Here is a 15,649-nt window from a genome sequence, read left to right as displayed (position 1 = left end):
CGCGATCGTGAAGAGGAGTTAGAGTATGACCCACTTTGAGCCTGGCGCCATTTTCCTTCATATCCTGCTTGTCCTTTTACTTGTCTTACTGAATGGATTTTTTGTTGCGGCAGAGTTCGCGCTTGTTAAGGTAAGGCAGACCCGGCTGACACAGCTGGCGAACGAAGGCAATCGTCGCGCTCATTTTGCCCTGAAAGTGAACCATCGTCTAGACACGTATCTCTCGGCGACACAGCTTGGGATTACCCTCGCCTCTCTGGCGCTCGGTTGGGTAGGGGAACCTGCCATCTCTCATTTAATCGTAGAACCGCTGCTCGCGAAGCTGGGAGTTGTAGATAAGACGCTGACGCAGACGATTAGCTTCGTCGCTGCATTCTCCATCATCACTTTCCTGCATATTGTGCTTGGTGAACTCGCACCGAAGACGCTTGCGATTCAGAAGGCGGAAGCTACTTCATTATGGCTGTCCGGCCCGCTCTTATTGTTCTACAAGGTGTTCATGCCAGCGATCTGGCTCTTGAATGCGGCAGCGAACGGCTTTTTGAAGCTATTGGGGCTTCAGCCTGCAACAGAACATGATGTGGCGCATACCGAGGAAGAGATTCGCATCCTTGTCAGTCAGAGTGCGCAGAGCGGGTTCATTGACAAAGACGAGATGAAGCTGATGGATAATATTTTCGATTTCTCCGATCGGTTGGCCCGTGAAGTGATGCTTCCGCGTACGGATATGCAATGCCTCTATACGACGCATTCGATCGAGGAGAACATGGAGATTGTCTTCACTACGAAGCATACGCGGTACCCGGTCGCCGTCGAGGATAAAGACCAAATTATTGGCTTCATTCATATCTCAGATCTCTTCATCACGCCTCCGCAGACGGTCGAAGCGATGCAAGACCTCATACGGCCGATTCTGAACGTCCCTGAGTCGATGGAGGTAAGCCATGTGCTTCGCCTCATGCAGAAGAATCGCGCACAAATTGCGCTGGTCGTGGATGAATACGGCGGGACAGCCGGCATGCTGACGACAGAAGAAATTTTGGAAGAGATTGTAGGCGAGATACGCGATGAATTCGATGAGGATGAACGCCCTAATGTCGAGACGACGGACGGGATCATTTCGGTGGACGGCCGGATGCTGCTGGAAGATGTGAATGAAATGCTCGGCGTGACCATTGAAGATGACGAGGTTGATTCCATCGGCGGTTGGCTATTCAAACAGCTGGAAGGCAATGTTGCGGAAGGCAAAAAAGTTCTCATCGATGATGTCTGGTTCGAAGTGGCAGAGGTGGAGCGTTTACGGATTCTTCGGATACATATTTATCGGCAAAAGGGAGGACAAGTCCCAGTTACGTGAGAAAGGAGAGAGAATCGAAGCGATGCAGATCAAACAATTGATATTGATATTGCTTGGCCTTGCTTTTCTGTATGGATTGTTCACAGTCGGTGCGCCGTTCTTGCTTGCTTTTATTTGCGCCATGCTGCTTGAACCGATTAATGGGCTATTGATGCGCAGATTGAAAATGAAGCGGATCGTGGCCTCTTCCATCACCTGTACGCTGTTTATGCTCATCTTTTTGAGCACGATTTATCTCCTTGGGGTACAAGTGCTTGAGCAGTCGATGAACTTCCTTACGAATGCGCCCGCCTATTTTGAAGGGGTGCAGGCCTATATTCTCAAATTGATCGAAGAAGGACAGGGATTTCTGGATACGATGTCGCCGGATATTGCGAACAGCGTAATCGGGATGTTATCGAATTTATCGGACTCCATTAGCGGCGTCGTGAATAAGCTGTCGCAGATTCTCTTGTCATTTGCTTCGGGTATTCCGGGTTTATTCTTCTTTTTCCTGTTCTTTATCGTTGCGTTATATTTGTTCTGTTTCAATATGGACACGATGCGCAGATCCATGCTGACGTTATTCGAAGATCGTTCACGCGATCAAGTGAATGAAGTGCTGAATAGTCTCAAAAACTCCGTCTTTGGCTTCATCCGCGCACAGATAATTTTCAGTGCGTTCACGTACATTACGACATTCATCGGCTTGTTAATTCTTGGTGTGAAATACCCGCTCGCAATCGCGCTCCTCGTGACGATTGTGGATATTCTCCCAATTCTAGGAGTCGGTTCGGCCTTAGTCCCATGGGGAGTCTATTGCCTGCTCACAGGGGATATTTTCACAGGGCTTGGATTGATTGTCTTATTCCTTGTCATTACCGTCTTACGACGGATCATCGAACCTAAAATTCTTGGAGACGCAGTGGGGATTGGTTCTTTATCGGCCTTGATCAGTCTCTATGTCGGGATGCAGTTGGCTGGAGCGATCGGCTTGTTCCTCGGTCCGCTGGTCGTCATCGTCTATTCTGCGATGCGAAAAGCAGGACTGTTCCAGATCAAAATTAAGTTTGAATAATGGGATTCGGATACGTGAATAGAACGTCGAATCGCATCGAAACCGTTCAAGCCAAAGCTTGGGCGGTTTTTTTTGTGCGTAAATAGACATTCTCTGGGTTATTTTCTAGTTCACATCCCTAGGCGAACGTCATATGTTAGGAAAGGAAGTCGAAGATGAAGGAGGTTTTGAAATGAACGATCAAGTCCGCGTCTGGTACCCCTATGTTGGTGCGAACAATCCCTGTCCGCCCATTCGGGTGAAGACATATGTCGTGCCTCCCAATCAGTATATTCAATTTCAACCGCTCGATCTACCGCAGTTCACGCCGCAGGAAGCTTTGAGATATGGAACGCTATGGCCGGCATTATTCAGTCCCTATGAGCCCACGAGAGGATCAGAAGGAGGGGAGGTGACGTCATGAGTGAGAAGATGACCGCCAATGCGAATACGAACACCAAACCGATTGATGATGAGTATTACAAGCTGCTGCATGAGCTGCAAGCAATCGATTTTGTGTTGCTGGAATTAGCCTTGTTCCTGAATACGCACCCGAACGACATGAAATCTATCCAGCAGTTCAATCAGGGCGTAGAACAACGTCAGAAGCTTGCTTATCAGTATGAGCTGAATTACGGACCGCTCTTGCAATATGGGCATAGCTATTCGAGATTCCCGTGGCAATGGATCGATACGCCATGGCCTTGGCAGGTGTAACGCGGATTCACGATTTGAAGGGAGGCTAACAACGATATGTGGTTGTACGAGAAGAAGTTGCAATACCCGGTGAAAGTGAGCAAATGCGACCCTCGAATGGCGAAGCTGTTGCTGGAACAATACGGAGGTGCAGACGGCGAGCTCGCAGCGGCCTTACGATACTTAAATCAGCGTTACTCGATCCCTGACAAGGTGATTGGATTACTTACGGATATAGGTACCGAGGAATTCGCTCACTTAGAAATGATCGCTACCATGGTCTATAAGCTCACGAAAGACGCGACGGTGGAGATGATGAAGGCTGCCGGGCTCTCCGAGATGTATGCGCAGCATGACCGTGCGTTGTTCTACAGCAATTCGTCGGGTGTCCCGTTCACGACAGCGTATATTCAAGCCAAAGGTGATCCGCTCGCCGACCTGTATGAAGACATTGCGGCCGAAGAGAAAGCGCGTGCCACTTACCAATGGCTCATCGATTTAACAGATGATGTCGACCTGCAAGACAGTCTGAAATTCCTGCGCGAGCGCGAGATCATCCATTCACTCCGCTTCCGTGAAGCCGTCGAGATCATTAAGGCAGATTGGAATACGAAGCGGGTATTTTAAATATAAATGTTTGTAAAAAAATACCTGTAGCCAAGCCGCATAACTTATGATAAAGTAAATAACTGTCCGGTAAATACGGAATTGATATGAAGGCCCGTTGGTCAAGGGGTTAAGACACCTCCCTTTCACGGAGGTAACAGGGGTTCGAATCCCCTACGGGTCACCATTTTTTTACAGCAATATGCGGACGTGGCTCAGCGGTAGAGCATCGCCTTGCCAAGGCGAGGGTCGCGGGTTCGATTCCCGTCGTCCGCTCCATAACTTCATAAGCCGGTGTGGCGGAATTGGCAGACGCGCGCGACTCAAAATCGTGAGGGAAACCGTGGGGGTTCGAGTCCCTTCACCGGCATTACAGAAGAAGATACTTCGCTACGTAGCGAAGTATCTTTTTTTCGTGTTGCTTTCATCATGCTGCTGTGATAGGCTTAGGTTCATATTAAGTTATAATGTTATAACATTATAACAATATAACACAAAACGGATATGGAGGAAGAACAGATGTCTAACTATGATAAGTATCCAGAGGTTCGAATTGAGGGGATGGATTCCAGCGCATGGCAAGGCTACGATAAGATCGTTGCAGAGCTAACGTGTAAATTGAATTCGCTGGGCAATCGTAACATATTGGTCATCGATTGTTATCCCGGTGTTCGATATGAAGAAATTCTAGTGAAAATGATTCGTCCGCTCCATGCGGATCTTGTGATTCATTCCGATGATTTAGCATTCTCCGGTGAAGAGATTACCGCGATGATTGAGCGCAATCTAACTGATGATCGCGTATTTGGCGTCATGTCTTGCCATCAGCTGCAAGAATTTTTCGACCAAGATCGTATCGTGCGCGCACAGCAGGCGATTGAAGGTGTAACCCAAGGATTGGTCGTCATCTATGGCGTAGGCGCTTCGCTCGTATACCAACCGGATGTGCTCGTCTATCTGGATCTCGCGCGCTGGGAGATTCAACAGCGGTACCGCTCCAAGGAAATGGGCAACTGGAAAGTCGATAATCATAATGAAGATATCTTACGCAAATATAAACGAGGCTACTTTGTCGAGTGGCGTGTAGCCGATCGACATAAAAAGCGCTTGTACAAGCAAATGGATTATTTAATGGATACGAATGTGAAGAATCAACCTAAGATGGTGACTGGGGAAGCCTTCATGGCGGGACTAGAGGAAGCAAGCAGTCGCCCATTCCGTGTCGTACCGTATTTCGACGCGGGCGTATGGGGCGGACAATGGATGAAGGAAGTCTGCGACCTTGACCGGGATCAGGTCAACTTTGCTTGGAGCTTCGATGGCGTGCCGGAGGAGAATAGCTTGTATCTCGCATATGGCGATGTTCGAGTTGAAGTGCCGTCGATTAACCTTGTGTTCCGGCATCCGAAGGAAATTCTCGGCGATAAGGTGCATGCGCGCTTCGGAACGGAATTCCCGATTCGATTCGATTTCCTCGATACGATGGGGGGACAAAACCTCAGCCTACAAGTGCATCCGCTCACCGAGTACATTCAAGAGAAGTTCGGTATGCATTACACGCAGGATGAGAGTTATTACATTCTGGATGCAGAGGCTCCAGGCCTTGTCTATTTGGGGGTCAAAGAAGGCATCAACCCCGAAGAAATGATGGAGGATCTGCGTAGAGCAGAACGTGGCGAGATTTCTTTTCCAGATGACAAATACATCAATACTTACGTGGCGAAGAAACACGATCATTACTTGATTCCTGCAGGTACGATCCATTGCTCTGGAGAAAATACAATGGTGCTTGAGATCAGCGCCACGCCTTATATTTTTACATTCAAGCTGTGGGATTGGGATCGTCTCGGCTTGGATGGACGTCCTCGCCCAGTTCACATTGATCATGGGGAGCAGGTCATTCAGTGGGACCGCGATACAAAGTGGGTCGAAGCGAATCTAATCAACCGAATGGAGAAGATCGCGGAGGGCGACGGATGGATCGAAGAAAGAACGGGGCTTCACGAGCGCGAGTTCATTGAGACGAGAAGACATTGGTTCTCCAAAGCCGTAACGCATGACACGCATGAGAGCGTGAATGTGCTAAACTTGGTAGAAGGGGAAGAAGCGATCGTCGAGAGTCCTACCGGTGCATTCGAGCCGTTCGTTGTCCATTATGCAGAGACGTTCTTCATTCCGGCATCGGTCGGAACGTATACGATTCGTCCGCATGGGCCTTCCATAGGCAAGACGATTGCGACTTTAAAAGCATTCGTAAGGGTGTAATGGTGCAATATTCAAGATAGGAACAAGGAGGAATGTCTATGGCCTTTGAATTGGACCAGAGTAAGGAGGCATTGCCTCTCTATATTCAGATTAAACAGGATCTTAAAGCGAAGATACTGGATGGGACATGGAGCGAAGGGGATAAGATCCCGAACGAGCTTGATCTATGCAAGCTGTACGATGTGAGCCGAACGACGGTCAGGGATGCGCTCAACGAATTGGTCTGGGAGGAATATCTCATCCGGCGGAGAGCGAAAGGAACCTACGTGCTTGGCGTTCCTGGGCAACGGCAAGATTCGGATGTCTATGAAACGCATTTTCGGAGCTTTACGCATCAAATGAAAGAAATGGGTAAGGATGCGGAGACCTTAATGGCGAAAGTGGCACGCATTCCTGCGGAAGGATCGATCGCGGAGCAGCTTGGTGTGCCAGAGGGTGAGCATATTTATGAGATTCAGCGTGTAAGAGGCGTGGGGAATACTGCCATTGTATTCTTCAAGACGTATATCCATGTTCCGATCGAGCTCTCCCTGCGGCCGGAGGACTACTATGGATCGTTATATCAGATGCTGCAGGGCCTTGGGATCAAAGTCAAGAAAGTACAAGAGTACCTTGAAGCGGTTAATCCAAGTGAAAGCCTGCAGCAGATTCTGAATATCGAGCCCAATCAGCCGATCCTCAAACGTGTGCGCAGTACGTTCGATGAGCAGAAGCAGTTCACAGAGTATACGGAGTGCTATTACATTGGCGGGCGTTATCGCTATCATCTGGAATTTGATCACATTTTGAAGTGAAGTCGTGAGGATCAGGGTTGTTCCCTAAGTCTGCCATGCCGCAGACAAGGGAACAACCCTATTTCTATTTTCCGGCTGAACACACGGAACACGCCCTGACGAATATCATGTACTAGAAATCATTCGGTGCAGCAGTAGAGAGGGCGGGATGGATGAGCAGGAAGCGTAAGGTAACATTGTCCATGGTTGTTCGGAATGAAGCGGGACGGTATTTGGAACGAATGCTGCAGAGAACACGGGCATGGATCGATGAGGCGGTCATTATTGATGATGCCAGCAGCGATGACACGGTAGAGCTGTGTTGTCGAAGCCTGCCGTCGATTCCGGTGCACATTGTACAGAATACGGAGTCAAGCTTTCACCAGGAAGCCAAGCTGCGAAGGCAGCAGTGGGAAGAGACGGTTCGCCAAGAACCGGATTGGATTCTGAACCTGGATGCAGATGAACTGATCGAAGCACGTTTCGCCACGATGGTGGAGGATGTAATCGAGCAAGATCAATTTGATCTGGTCGGTTTCCGTCTCTACGATATGTGGAATGAGACGTCGTACCGCGATGACATGTATTGGCAGGCGCATCGGCATTATTGGCCGTTCATGATACGCTACCGACCGCAAATTGATTATTCGGCATGGAGAGAACAGGGGCAGCACTGCGGGCGCTTTCCGATTGTCGTCGATACCCTCCCCTGTTTATATCATACAGCACGGATTCAGCATTTCGGCTGGGCACGGGAAGGGGACCGCATTACCAAATATGGCCGTTACCTTAGGCTAGACCCGGGTGCTCAATTCGGATGGAAGGAGCAATATGATTCCATCCTCGATCCTTTCCCCGTGTTGCGACAATGGACATAAGCGTTGATTTCTTTTTTCCTGCGGATCAGTGACCTTTCGGGCGCAAATCCCATAGACTGTTGTTACATTCGTAGAAGTGTGGGAGGCCCTCGATGAGTTCTGCAAAATGTTCGATACAAATCGCTCCCGGGCAAGGGATTCATATTTCATCTGCACTGCGTAAGACACTCGGGATTGGGAAACCTGGTCAAATCAGTCTCATCTTCGGGAGTAGAACGATAACTTCTGATTTGGTCTTGACTCGGAAAAGTGGTCATTCCTTGCGTTTATCCCCGGCGTTGGCTGCTGAATTGAAGCTTCCCCATGCTGGGAATTGTCTTGTTACCAAACGAGGCAGCAGCGAGATTCAAATTGGCCCGCTCATTGGGATTCTGGCAGCTCGAACGGAGCACGAAGGGATATCCTTCGGTGGGATGTCAGGATTTTTCAGACAGATAATTAGCGCAGGCGAAGGACAATCTTATAGTTTTGCTTTTAGCCCTAAGGATGTGAACTGGGAAGAGGAGACTGTAACCGGTTATTTTCCACTAAAAACGGGTGGATGGATTCGAAGGAGTCTTCCTCTGCCAGATGTCGTGTATAATCGCATGCAGAGCCGCCAGACAGAGCGGGATCAATCTATGAGTAGCTTTAAAGATCGATTCTTGCGTCGATCCATTCCGCTATTCAATTGGAGTTTTTTTAATAAATCGGACGTCTATAAGCTGCTCGTCGACGATCCGCTGGCTCATCATATTCCAGAATCGCATTTGAACCCAACGGTTAATACGATGAAGGAAATGTTGAACAAGTATGGTACGGTCTATCTGAAGCCGTCGGGGGGAAGTCTCGGAGTCGGTATTTATAAGTTGATACGTCAACGAGCAAAGCTCTATACCGTTCGATATCGGTCTCGTGGCCAGAATAAGGCCGTAAATTATACGAGTGCTGATCGTATGATCAATACGCTGCTGAAGCATCAGCAAAGCCGATTCCATCAATATATCGCGCAGCAGGGCATTGACCTCATTCAAATTGAGTCCTGCCCGGTCGATTTCCGATTCCATATGACCAAGGACGGCGAGAATAAATGGGTGGTGGCTGCTGTGGGTGCCAAAAAAGCGGGGAAAGGCAGCATTACAACCCATGTTGCTAGCGGCGGGAAGGTTCTCGCGACAGATCAAGTATTCCGTCAGGTCTTTGGGGGAAATGCGGCTCAGATGCTGCGAAAAGTAAGATCGACCGCAGTGGATCTCGCGCGAGCCATCGAACGGCATTACCCATATTTACTAGGGGAAATCGGATTTGATCTAGGGATTGATCGCTCCGGTAATGTCTGGATGTTCGAAGCGAATGCGAAGCCGGGCCGCTCTATCTTCAAGCATCCTACCGCGAAAATCGGGGAGCGTGCTTCGCTTAGCAATTTGATAGGCTTTTGTAAATACCTTAGCAAGTTTTGACCTGGGAGGGTAGGGTGATGGCATCAGTTCAGGCTCAGGCGCGTAGACGTCCTGTCATAGCTATCTTAACAGCCAAGGATCGACACCGAAGTATGCGCGGGAGATTCAGCAATTTCAGCGATATCATTCGGGTCGGCAAAAAACTCGGAGCTACCGTGTATGTGACGACCGCAGAGGATATCCGGTCATCGCATAACAATATAGTAGGTCTTTATTACAGTAAACAAGCGGGAATGTGGATGACGAAGTCTTTTCCAGCACCCCATGTGATCTATAATCGGATTCCGTTCCGGAAATATGAGGCGAAGCCAGAAATACAGCAGATGATCCTCAATTTTCTGCAGGACCGTAAGGTGAGATTGTTTAACCCGTTTTTCTTCAATAAATGGACCCTCTATGAATGGTTATCTCGCGCGAAATCGACCAAATCATCACTGCCAAAGACGGAGAAGCTCACCTCCCCCTCAATCCTCGAGACCTATCTAGAGCAGCATGCTGCTGTCTACTTGAAGCCGATCCATGGTAAAGCGGGCAAAGGCATCATGCAGGGGCAACGGATAAAGCAAGACGGTGGGCCGAAATATCGTCTGATTCATTCGACGGGAAAAAAACGCCACGTTCATCATTTCTGGACAATACCAGAGATGTGGCTGCACCTGAAGCAGAAAATAGGTGCCAAGGAGTATATCATTCAGCAAGCGATCGACTTAACGAAGTCGCACGGCCATCCATTCGATCTTCGGATCCTCGTGCAGAAAAATCATACAAATACGTGGCAGCTGACAGGGATTGGCGCGCGTGTTGCGGGGAAACGAAGCATTACGACCCATGTGCCAAGGGGCGGATCCATCAGAAGCGCTAGCAAAGTGTTAAAAGCGGTATTCGGACCTACAAGGGCACAAGAGATCAAAGAGAACGCCGGCACGCTCGCGATCGTCATCGCGGAACAAATCGAGAAATCATCGGGATATGAACTCGGTGAGATGTCGATGGACGTCGGTGTTGATAGTAGCGGAAAGCTTTGGTTTTTCGAAGCCAACTCGAAGCCGATGAAATTTGACGAACCACGGATTCGCCGTAAATCTCTCAAGACCTTAATTCAATATTGTATTTATCTCAGCTCGCAGAGCACAGATAAATATACGGAGAGCCCTTAAATCGGATGATTTAAGGGTTTTATTCATCATAGCAACAAATAACAAACCCTCCATGGCAGGATGGAGGGCTATTGGCAGAGGAGTGATCTCATAGATTCTTAATATCCTCTAAGTTCAGTAGTGTCTCGAAGGCGGTCACCCGGCTTTGTTTTTTTCGTATTCTTTCGCGGGCTTTTAATTTTGACTTAGATTTGACGTTGATTTTCGTATTGTATACGAAGTAGGCATATTCAATCGGTTTGATGATCGCGAGATTGTAAGTGTCCTTCTCGCCAGCTTTGGCGAATACTTCCCTCGCGGGCTTCGGATTAACCTCTAGCAGCCATACATGCCCGCTTCGATCAATCGCTATATCAAGTGCTAGCTCACAGAGCGCACCGTATTTCTCTTCCAGAAATTTTGCCGTCTCAATGCCAAGCGTATCCATTTTTTCTTTGACCGTTCTAATCTTCTCGGGGTCTTCGATCCATTCGTTCAGGAGCTTCATCATGGGGACGGCTTCACCGCCGCCATGCAAGTTCGAGGTGACGCTCCGCAGAGGGCCGACCCGGCCTGCGCAGCCGGTTACTGTCCACTCACCGCTCCCATCCTTCTGAACGAGTAGTCGGTAGTCGTGAACACGCCCATTCGGCAGCTTGATGGCGATCCCTTGCTGCAAAATATAACGATTTTTTGCGTTCCAGCTGGACAGCTTCGAGGCTAATAACGAGGGTTGAATCCGTTGAGGGGAGATGATCTGGCGCCTGTGATCACGCCCTTGAATATCATATCGCTGCGAACCGGCCATACGCTCAATACGCAGAATACCGCGCCCGCCTGTTCCGTTGATTGGTTTGAGAAAGACAAGCCGCTCCTTCTTCATGAGTAGATGCACGTCATTTGCTGAACTATATAGTTTCGTAAAAGGCAAATGAGGTTTAATGGTAGGATGGTTACATAGAACCTGATAGATGGTCCATTTGTTGCGAAGCGGACGGTTTAAGAAATGCAGAGCATTGTATCGCGCGCGGAATTTCAGCAGTTCTTTGAACCGATAAGTATTCTGAATACGGCAGCGGTCAAAGATCAGGTGTGGAAAGGACGTCCATTCTCTGGTCCAAGTATGCGATTTGGGATTGTAGAACATGCCGTAAATCTGCTTCTTATTCGAGTCGACATCTTGCGGCGTAAAGACAAACGTCTGCATCCCCAGCTTGTGGCTTGCAGCAATCATGCGCTGGTAGATGGGACGTTCCTCTAAATGTTTCTTCTCATTCAAGTAAAGCGTTAGTATACCAAGGACAGGTTGAGACAACTTGTTCACCTTCTTGCATCATATTCAAATGCTAATGTGGGTTTTCCTGTAGGTCCCTCGATGAGCGTATATGCCGTTAAACCTGCTTGAAAACACATGTGTAAGCTGGACAGGTTATCCATTGCAACAGTACAGGTTAGGTTTCCGAGTTGGTTGATTTGCTCCTGAAGCAGCTTGGTACCTATGCGTTGACCACGATAGTCGGGATGAACGACGACTAGGCAAGTGGTGTCCCCGTAATTCTCGACAAAAGCTAACCCGATTAAGCGCGCCTTCGCGCGCAAAGTTCGCTCGGTTGCAATGATGAGCTGCGTGCCATCTGCTTGCAATCCGCTTAAGGACAATGATCCGAACTGCTTTATTGCATCCACGGTAATACGCTGATCTCCGGCGTTAATAATGAACTGTGTAAATTTAGCACGAAGTACGGGCCATTTGTCTTCCTGTGGGGAGCGGATGACGCGAATGTCCACCATGGGTTCCTCCTGTATTCCTCGTATTCTCAAGTATTGGTTGGTTGTGGATCAGGCTTGTTGTGCGAGAAATGTGCTGTACTGGAATATACGCTCGATGGAACGCTTCCGAATATGGGGTTCATCGAATTTCATGGGCTTCGAGTTCGCCTCGAAGAACCAGATATGACCCTGAGCATCCACGCCAAGATCCATGGACATTTCCCCTAATTGAAAGCCGGAACCTCGTTCGAGCTGCCTCGCGATGGTAAGGCAAGTACTGCGGGCGCGTGAGAGGATTCTCCGGCATGGGACTTGACCGAATGCAGAGATTAACAGCTTTTCCGGATCTTCAATGCTTCCTCCGCGTGGAACGTGGGTCGTAATGCTAAGCGAACCTGCCATACGGGCTCCGATTCCGGAGACTTCCCATTGCCCTCTCTGATTCTTTTGGATAAGGACCCGTAGATCGAAGGGCCTCCGCTGAATTGAGGCCAATTCGATCCCTTGCTGGACGATATATTGCGTTTGTCCGGCTTCCTTCTTAATCCGCGCCCAGAGCTTGCTCAGGGTGGAGCATTTGTAAGTGGTGCTATTTTTCTTATCTTGTATCTTCAGACGAAAGGGCAGCGTCCTGCTCGGCTGGTATTTCACCATCATGATCCCTACGCCGGCTTTACCGGATTCGGGCTTAAGATAGAGATAAGAGTGGCGCAGAAGCTGCTTGCCAAGCTCCGTCGATCCAGTTAGTCGATGTGTGCTTGGGATATACGGCTTCGTCAATTTGGATTTCTTGAGCCACTCAAATAATTTCCATTTGTTGAAAAAGTAAGGGTTATATATTTTAATCTTTGGATTCGCCAAACATTCTTCTATCTTTTTCTGGACTGCAGGTTCGATTTCATCTTCACGCAGCGGAATTCGATTATAGATCACTTGTGGGGCAGGGAACCATTGTTGTACCCATTGATTTAGTTCGTTGTTATACGTGTATCCCGCGATTTTGGCCATATTTAATCTCAAATCCTTGACGGTTACAACGTAGGCCAGATAACCCAATTCTTTACCTGTTCGCAATATATCGATGAAATTATCGCGATTCCCGCGGAACATCAGCTGGTCATCTTCGATTGTCAGAATAGCTACAACGGGTTTCGTTGTCTCTTGGTCGCCTGCATCCATCTAGCTCTCTCCTCTCCGAAATTTGCTGAGATACATACAGTGCTCAATGATATGGATGATCGATGCTTTTCCTTCTTTGCGGAGCGCAGGATGTTTGAAGATAGAGCGCCCTGGTTTGGCATTGGCTTCGAACATCCAGACCTGCTCATCTTGATCGATGCCGATATCGAACCCAAGCTCTCCTAGCAAATGGGGGTAGTTCTTCTCGATGGATTCGGCGAGACTGATGGATATATCTTTGGCTCGTTGAAGCACTTCATTGGCCCGTGGACCGAAGGCCCTGCTTAATGCTTGTTCTGGCGTAAGAAGTTGGCCGCCATTCTTCACATGGGTGGTTACACTGCCCTTACCTGCCTTTTTCGCACCGATGCCGACGACGACCCATTGATTACTGCCGTTCTTATGCATGTGGAAGCGAAAATCAATCGGACATTGATCGATCTCAATCAACCGGATGCCTTGTTGAATGACATAGTTATGCAGGGAACGGCCATGTTTGGCTTGGAGCATACGCATCAGACTATTGAACGTATTGAACCGCAGCAGCACATTGCTTCCCTTCGACCGATACCTGGCGAAATACCCTTTTTTAGGGTTATGGGTCAGACGATATATACCGATGCCTAGACTTCCCGCCGTCGGTTTGTAGTAGAGGAATTGATGTTTATCGAGCATTTCCTTCACTTTCTCTGGCGTTGGTCCCATAACCGATTCGGGAACGTATTTGTTCGCTTCTTCATCATCCTTAAGCAGCTCGTAGACATCTGACTTGTTGAAGAAGCTCCAGTTAAAGAAAGGGATCTTGCGCTTAATGAAGCGGTCTCGTAACGTACCAATCGTCGTCCCAGTCTCAGCACGTCTGCTTGGCAGCCGATTATAGACGACATCAGGAAGAGGGACAGTCTTGCGGGTCCACGAGCCTGAATCACTTAGGAAGTAGCCAAGCACGGTATCATCCACCCAGTTAATATCTCTTGGGGCGAACGCGAAAAAGAACCCTTTCTTATTGCCTTCGCGAAGCAGTGTTTTAATAAATTCAGTACGACTGCCAAAAGGACTTGTCGCCGTTCGAACGGAAGCATCCGAGAGAACGCCGATCAAGGGTCCGATCTGAACCTCGTCCGTATTGGTATTCAATAAATAGACATTGCCAGAATTCGGAATTCGGATGGAATTACGCAGCCCCGTAGTCAGATAGAGATGTTTCCCAGACTTCTTGATGGGCTTCATCGTCGCGGGGATCGACACTCTCCCGAGTCGAAGGTGTATAGACTTTTTGCCGGTTAACTTTAGTGTTTTCATCAAAGCATTTGAGACATAGACGACCTTCTCGGGCTGCTGCGTAAAATGAACATTACAAACCATTAAACTCATGAATGGACCCTCCTAAGTTGTCGAAGCAATAAATAACGAGCATATAAAATGGGATTCTCAACAGATTTCAAGGCGGTGGAGCGGTCATTCATTTGCAGAAAGATGGATCGACCTGGCTTGGAATTAACCTCAAGCACCCAGAGATTCCCATCGCGATCGACACCAAAGTCAATACCGAGCTCCGCTAATCTGCCGTGGCGTTCTTCGAGCAAAAGAGGAATCTGCTGCGAAAGTTCCTTGATGCTCTTGATGAGACCTGCCGTTTTGACGTTGCCGAACTCACGCTCGAGGAAGGGGGTTGCGGATTCCGCGTGCCCGCCGCCATGCAAATTCGAGGTGAGGGAACCTGGTTTTCCGCGCCTCACAGCCATCCCCGTCAATTGCCATTCACCGTGCTCATTTTTCTGAACAAGGGATCGAATATCAAAGGGCTCTTCATTTCGGTTATTTAAATACAGATAGGGTTGCATAATGAACTTGCGGCTGCCAATCCACTGATGAATCCAGCGGTAACCTGCTGCTTCTTGCTTGAATACTCGCTCGATAATCTCATTACTTGCACTTCGACCGCGAATGAACAACTTCCCATCCTTCCGATGTACATATAACGTATTCTTGCCGTGACTTCCGCCATGCGGCTTCAGAAAGGCTTCTCCGCCACAAGCTTCGATCCACTCGCTTAGGGATGAGATCGAATCGTATAGCATCGTTTTGGGCAGATGTGGACTCACGGATTCATAATTGGACATCATCTGATACACATCCCATTTGCCCTTCAACCCTCGACCGAGGAAGGTAATGGGGGAGAGATCGTTCAGCCGCTGAATCGCACGTTGTATTTCGAGATATTTCTGAAGCGTTGGATAATAGCATCGATCATAGACGACCTTCGGAATTGGAAAAGCCCCGCGTTCCCAACCTTTGTCGGTATAGGCGTAGCCAACGACCCGCCCAAGCTTGGGCCGTAACCAGGTTGGGGAGAAGACAAAGACGGTAATGCCGTGCTTACGCCCGATTTCACATAATCGCCGGCAGAATGATTTTTCAGGAATCGGGAGATTCCCTCTCGTCTCACATACCATAATGCCAAGATACCCTGCGGACTTATAGGCTCTATTTTTTGACACAGGCAAGACTCCT

At 48.6% G+C, this 15,649-nt stretch carries 15 protein-coding genes and 3 tRNA genes; 13 read left to right on the top strand and 5 right to left on the bottom strand.

Annotation, left to right across the window (positions count from 1 at the left end):
- Positions 1-25: 25 nt before the first annotated feature.
- The 13 genes from GCU39_RS17425 to GCU39_RS17365 all read left to right on the top strand — a co-directional run bounded on the left by GCU39_RS17425 (position 26) and on the right by GCU39_RS17365 (position 10,207).
- Positions 26-1,357, top strand: coding sequence for a hemolysin family protein (locus GCU39_RS17425; protein WP_152394680.1), 1,332 nt, complete (start codon positions 26-28; stop codon positions 1,355-1,357).
- A gap of 22 nt (positions 1,358-1,379) precedes the next feature.
- A complete protein-coding gene (ytvI, locus tag GCU39_RS17420) occupies positions 1,380-2,414 on the top strand; it encodes a sporulation integral membrane protein YtvI (RefSeq protein WP_152394679.1) in 1,035 nt (344 codons plus the stop codon).
- A gap of 172 nt (positions 2,415-2,586) precedes the next feature.
- The gene (locus GCU39_RS17415) at positions 2,587-2,817 is read left to right on the top strand and encodes a spore coat associated protein CotJA (RefSeq protein WP_152394678.1); all 231 of its coding nucleotides are present in this window, start codon (positions 2,587-2,589) and stop codon (positions 2,815-2,817) included.
- Positions 2,814-3,110 carry a spore coat protein CotJB gene (locus GCU39_RS17410; protein ID WP_321575584.1) on the top strand — a complete coding sequence of 99 codons (297 nt, stop codon included), beginning with the start codon at positions 2,814-2,816 and terminating at the stop codon, positions 3,108-3,110. Before GCU39_RS17415 ends, GCU39_RS17410 begins: the two co-directional genes overlap by 4 nt.
- 36 nt (positions 3,111-3,146) lie before the next feature.
- Positions 3,147-3,716 (top strand): manganese catalase family protein, encoded by a 570-nt coding sequence (locus GCU39_RS17405; RefSeq protein ID WP_152394677.1) that lies wholly within the window; start codon positions 3,147-3,149, stop codon positions 3,714-3,716.
- 91 nt (positions 3,717-3,807) lie between these two features.
- Positions 3,808-3,882 (top strand) — tRNA-Glu (locus tag GCU39_RS17400).
- 17 nt (positions 3,883-3,899) lie between these two features.
- Positions 3,900-3,974: transfer RNA gene (locus GCU39_RS17395), tRNA-Gly, on the top strand.
- Between the two features lie 11 nt (positions 3,975-3,985).
- Positions 3,986-4,065: transfer RNA gene (locus GCU39_RS17390), tRNA-Leu, on the top strand.
- A 149-nt stretch (positions 4,066-4,214) separates the two neighbouring features.
- The gene (locus GCU39_RS17385) at positions 4,215-5,960 is read left to right on the top strand and encodes a class I mannose-6-phosphate isomerase (RefSeq protein ID WP_152394676.1); all 1,746 of its coding nucleotides are present in this window, start codon (positions 4,215-4,217) and stop codon (positions 5,958-5,960) included.
- A 38-nt stretch (positions 5,961-5,998) separates the two neighbouring features.
- On the top strand, positions 5,999-6,754 hold the full coding sequence (locus GCU39_RS17380) for a GntR family transcriptional regulator (protein WP_193726526.1): 756 nt from the start codon (positions 5,999-6,001) through the stop codon (positions 6,752-6,754).
- A gap of 152 nt (positions 6,755-6,906) precedes the next feature.
- Positions 6,907-7,611 carry a glycosyltransferase gene (locus GCU39_RS17375; protein ID WP_152394674.1) on the top strand — a complete coding sequence of 235 codons (705 nt, stop codon included), beginning with the start codon at positions 6,907-6,909 and terminating at the stop codon, positions 7,609-7,611.
- 92 nt (positions 7,612-7,703) lie between these two features.
- Entirely contained in the window at positions 7,704-9,050 is a 1,347-nt protein-coding gene (locus GCU39_RS17370) for a YheC/YheD family endospore coat-associated protein (protein ID WP_152394673.1), read from the top strand.
- Between the two features lie 17 nt (positions 9,051-9,067).
- Positions 9,068-10,207 carry a YheC/YheD family endospore coat-associated protein gene (locus GCU39_RS17365; RefSeq protein WP_152394672.1) on the top strand — a complete coding sequence of 380 codons (1,140 nt, stop codon included), beginning with the start codon at positions 9,068-9,070 and terminating at the stop codon, positions 10,205-10,207.
- A gap of 88 nt (positions 10,208-10,295) precedes the next feature.
- Here the strand turns inward: GCU39_RS17365 and GCU39_RS17360 are convergent, their stop codons facing one another.
- Genes GCU39_RS17360 through GCU39_RS17340 form a run of 5 tightly spaced genes read right to left on the bottom strand, consistent with a single transcriptional unit; the run spans position 10,296 to position 15,636 of the window.
- The gene (locus GCU39_RS17360; protein ID WP_152394671.1) at positions 10,296-11,501 is read right to left on the bottom strand and encodes a YheC/YheD family endospore coat-associated protein; all 1,206 of its coding nucleotides are present in this window, start codon (positions 11,499-11,501) and stop codon (positions 10,296-10,298) included.
- 5 nt (positions 11,502-11,506) lie between these two features.
- Positions 11,507-11,977: a GNAT family N-acetyltransferase gene (locus GCU39_RS17355; protein WP_152394670.1), complete on the bottom strand. Its 471-nt coding sequence runs from the start codon at positions 11,975-11,977 to the stop codon at positions 11,507-11,509.
- Positions 11,978-12,025: 48 nt separating this feature from the next.
- Positions 12,026-13,135, bottom strand: coding sequence for a YheC/YheD family endospore coat-associated protein (locus GCU39_RS17350; RefSeq protein WP_152394669.1), 1,110 nt, complete (start codon positions 13,133-13,135; stop codon positions 12,026-12,028).
- Complete coding sequence (locus GCU39_RS17345) at positions 13,136-14,509, bottom strand: YheC/YheD family endospore coat-associated protein (RefSeq protein WP_152394668.1); 1,374 nt, start codon at positions 14,507-14,509, stop codon at positions 13,136-13,138.
- Complete coding sequence (locus GCU39_RS17340) at positions 14,506-15,636, bottom strand: YheC/YheD family endospore coat-associated protein (protein ID WP_227793248.1); 1,131 nt, start codon at positions 15,634-15,636, stop codon at positions 14,506-14,508. Before GCU39_RS17340 ends, GCU39_RS17345 begins: the two co-directional genes overlap by 4 nt.
- Positions 15,637-15,649: the final 13 nt, after the last annotated feature.

Source organism: Paenibacillus guangzhouensis, from assembly GCF_009363075.1.
GTDB classification, from domain to species: Bacteria; Bacillota; Bacilli; order Paenibacillales; family Paenibacillaceae; genus Paenibacillus_K; species Paenibacillus_K guangzhouensis.
The sequence above is the reverse complement of the archived record's forward strand: the minus strand, read 5'-3'. Positions and strand labels throughout refer to the sequence as shown.

Coding starts and splice junctions, on each gene's coding strand:
- GCU39_RS17425 (WP_152394680.1), top strand. CDS start 26: ATGACCCACTTTGAGCCTGGCGCCATTTTCCTTCATATCCTGCTTGTC.
- ytvI (WP_152394679.1), top strand. CDS start 1,380: ATGCAGATCAAACAATTGATATTGATATTGCTTGGCCTTGCTTTTCTG.
- GCU39_RS17415 (WP_152394678.1), top strand. CDS start 2,587: ATGAACGATCAAGTCCGCGTCTGGTACCCCTATGTTGGTGCGAACAAT.
- GCU39_RS17410 (WP_321575584.1), top strand. CDS start 2,814: ATGAGTGAGAAGATGACCGCCAATGCGAATACGAACACCAAACCGATT.
- GCU39_RS17405 (WP_152394677.1), top strand. CDS start 3,147: ATGTGGTTGTACGAGAAGAAGTTGCAATACCCGGTGAAAGTGAGCAAA.
- GCU39_RS17385 (WP_152394676.1), top strand. CDS start 4,215: ATGTCTAACTATGATAAGTATCCAGAGGTTCGAATTGAGGGGATGGAT.
- GCU39_RS17380 (WP_193726526.1), top strand. CDS start 5,999: ATGGCCTTTGAATTGGACCAGAGTAAGGAGGCATTGCCTCTCTATATT.
- GCU39_RS17375 (WP_152394674.1), top strand. CDS start 6,907: ATGAGCAGGAAGCGTAAGGTAACATTGTCCATGGTTGTTCGGAATGAA.
- GCU39_RS17370 (WP_152394673.1), top strand. CDS start 7,704: ATGAGTTCTGCAAAATGTTCGATACAAATCGCTCCCGGGCAAGGGATT.
- GCU39_RS17365 (WP_152394672.1), top strand. CDS start 9,068: ATGGCATCAGTTCAGGCTCAGGCGCGTAGACGTCCTGTCATAGCTATC.
- GCU39_RS17355 (WP_152394670.1), bottom strand. CDS start 11,977: ATGGTGGACATTCGCGTCATCCGCTCCCCACAGGAAGACAAATGGCCC.
- GCU39_RS17350 (WP_152394669.1), bottom strand. CDS start 13,135: ATGGATGCAGGCGACCAAGAGACAACGAAACCCGTTGTAGCTATTCTG.
- GCU39_RS17345 (WP_152394668.1), bottom strand. CDS start 14,509: ATGAGTTTAATGGTTTGTAATGTTCATTTTACGCAGCAGCCCGAGAAG.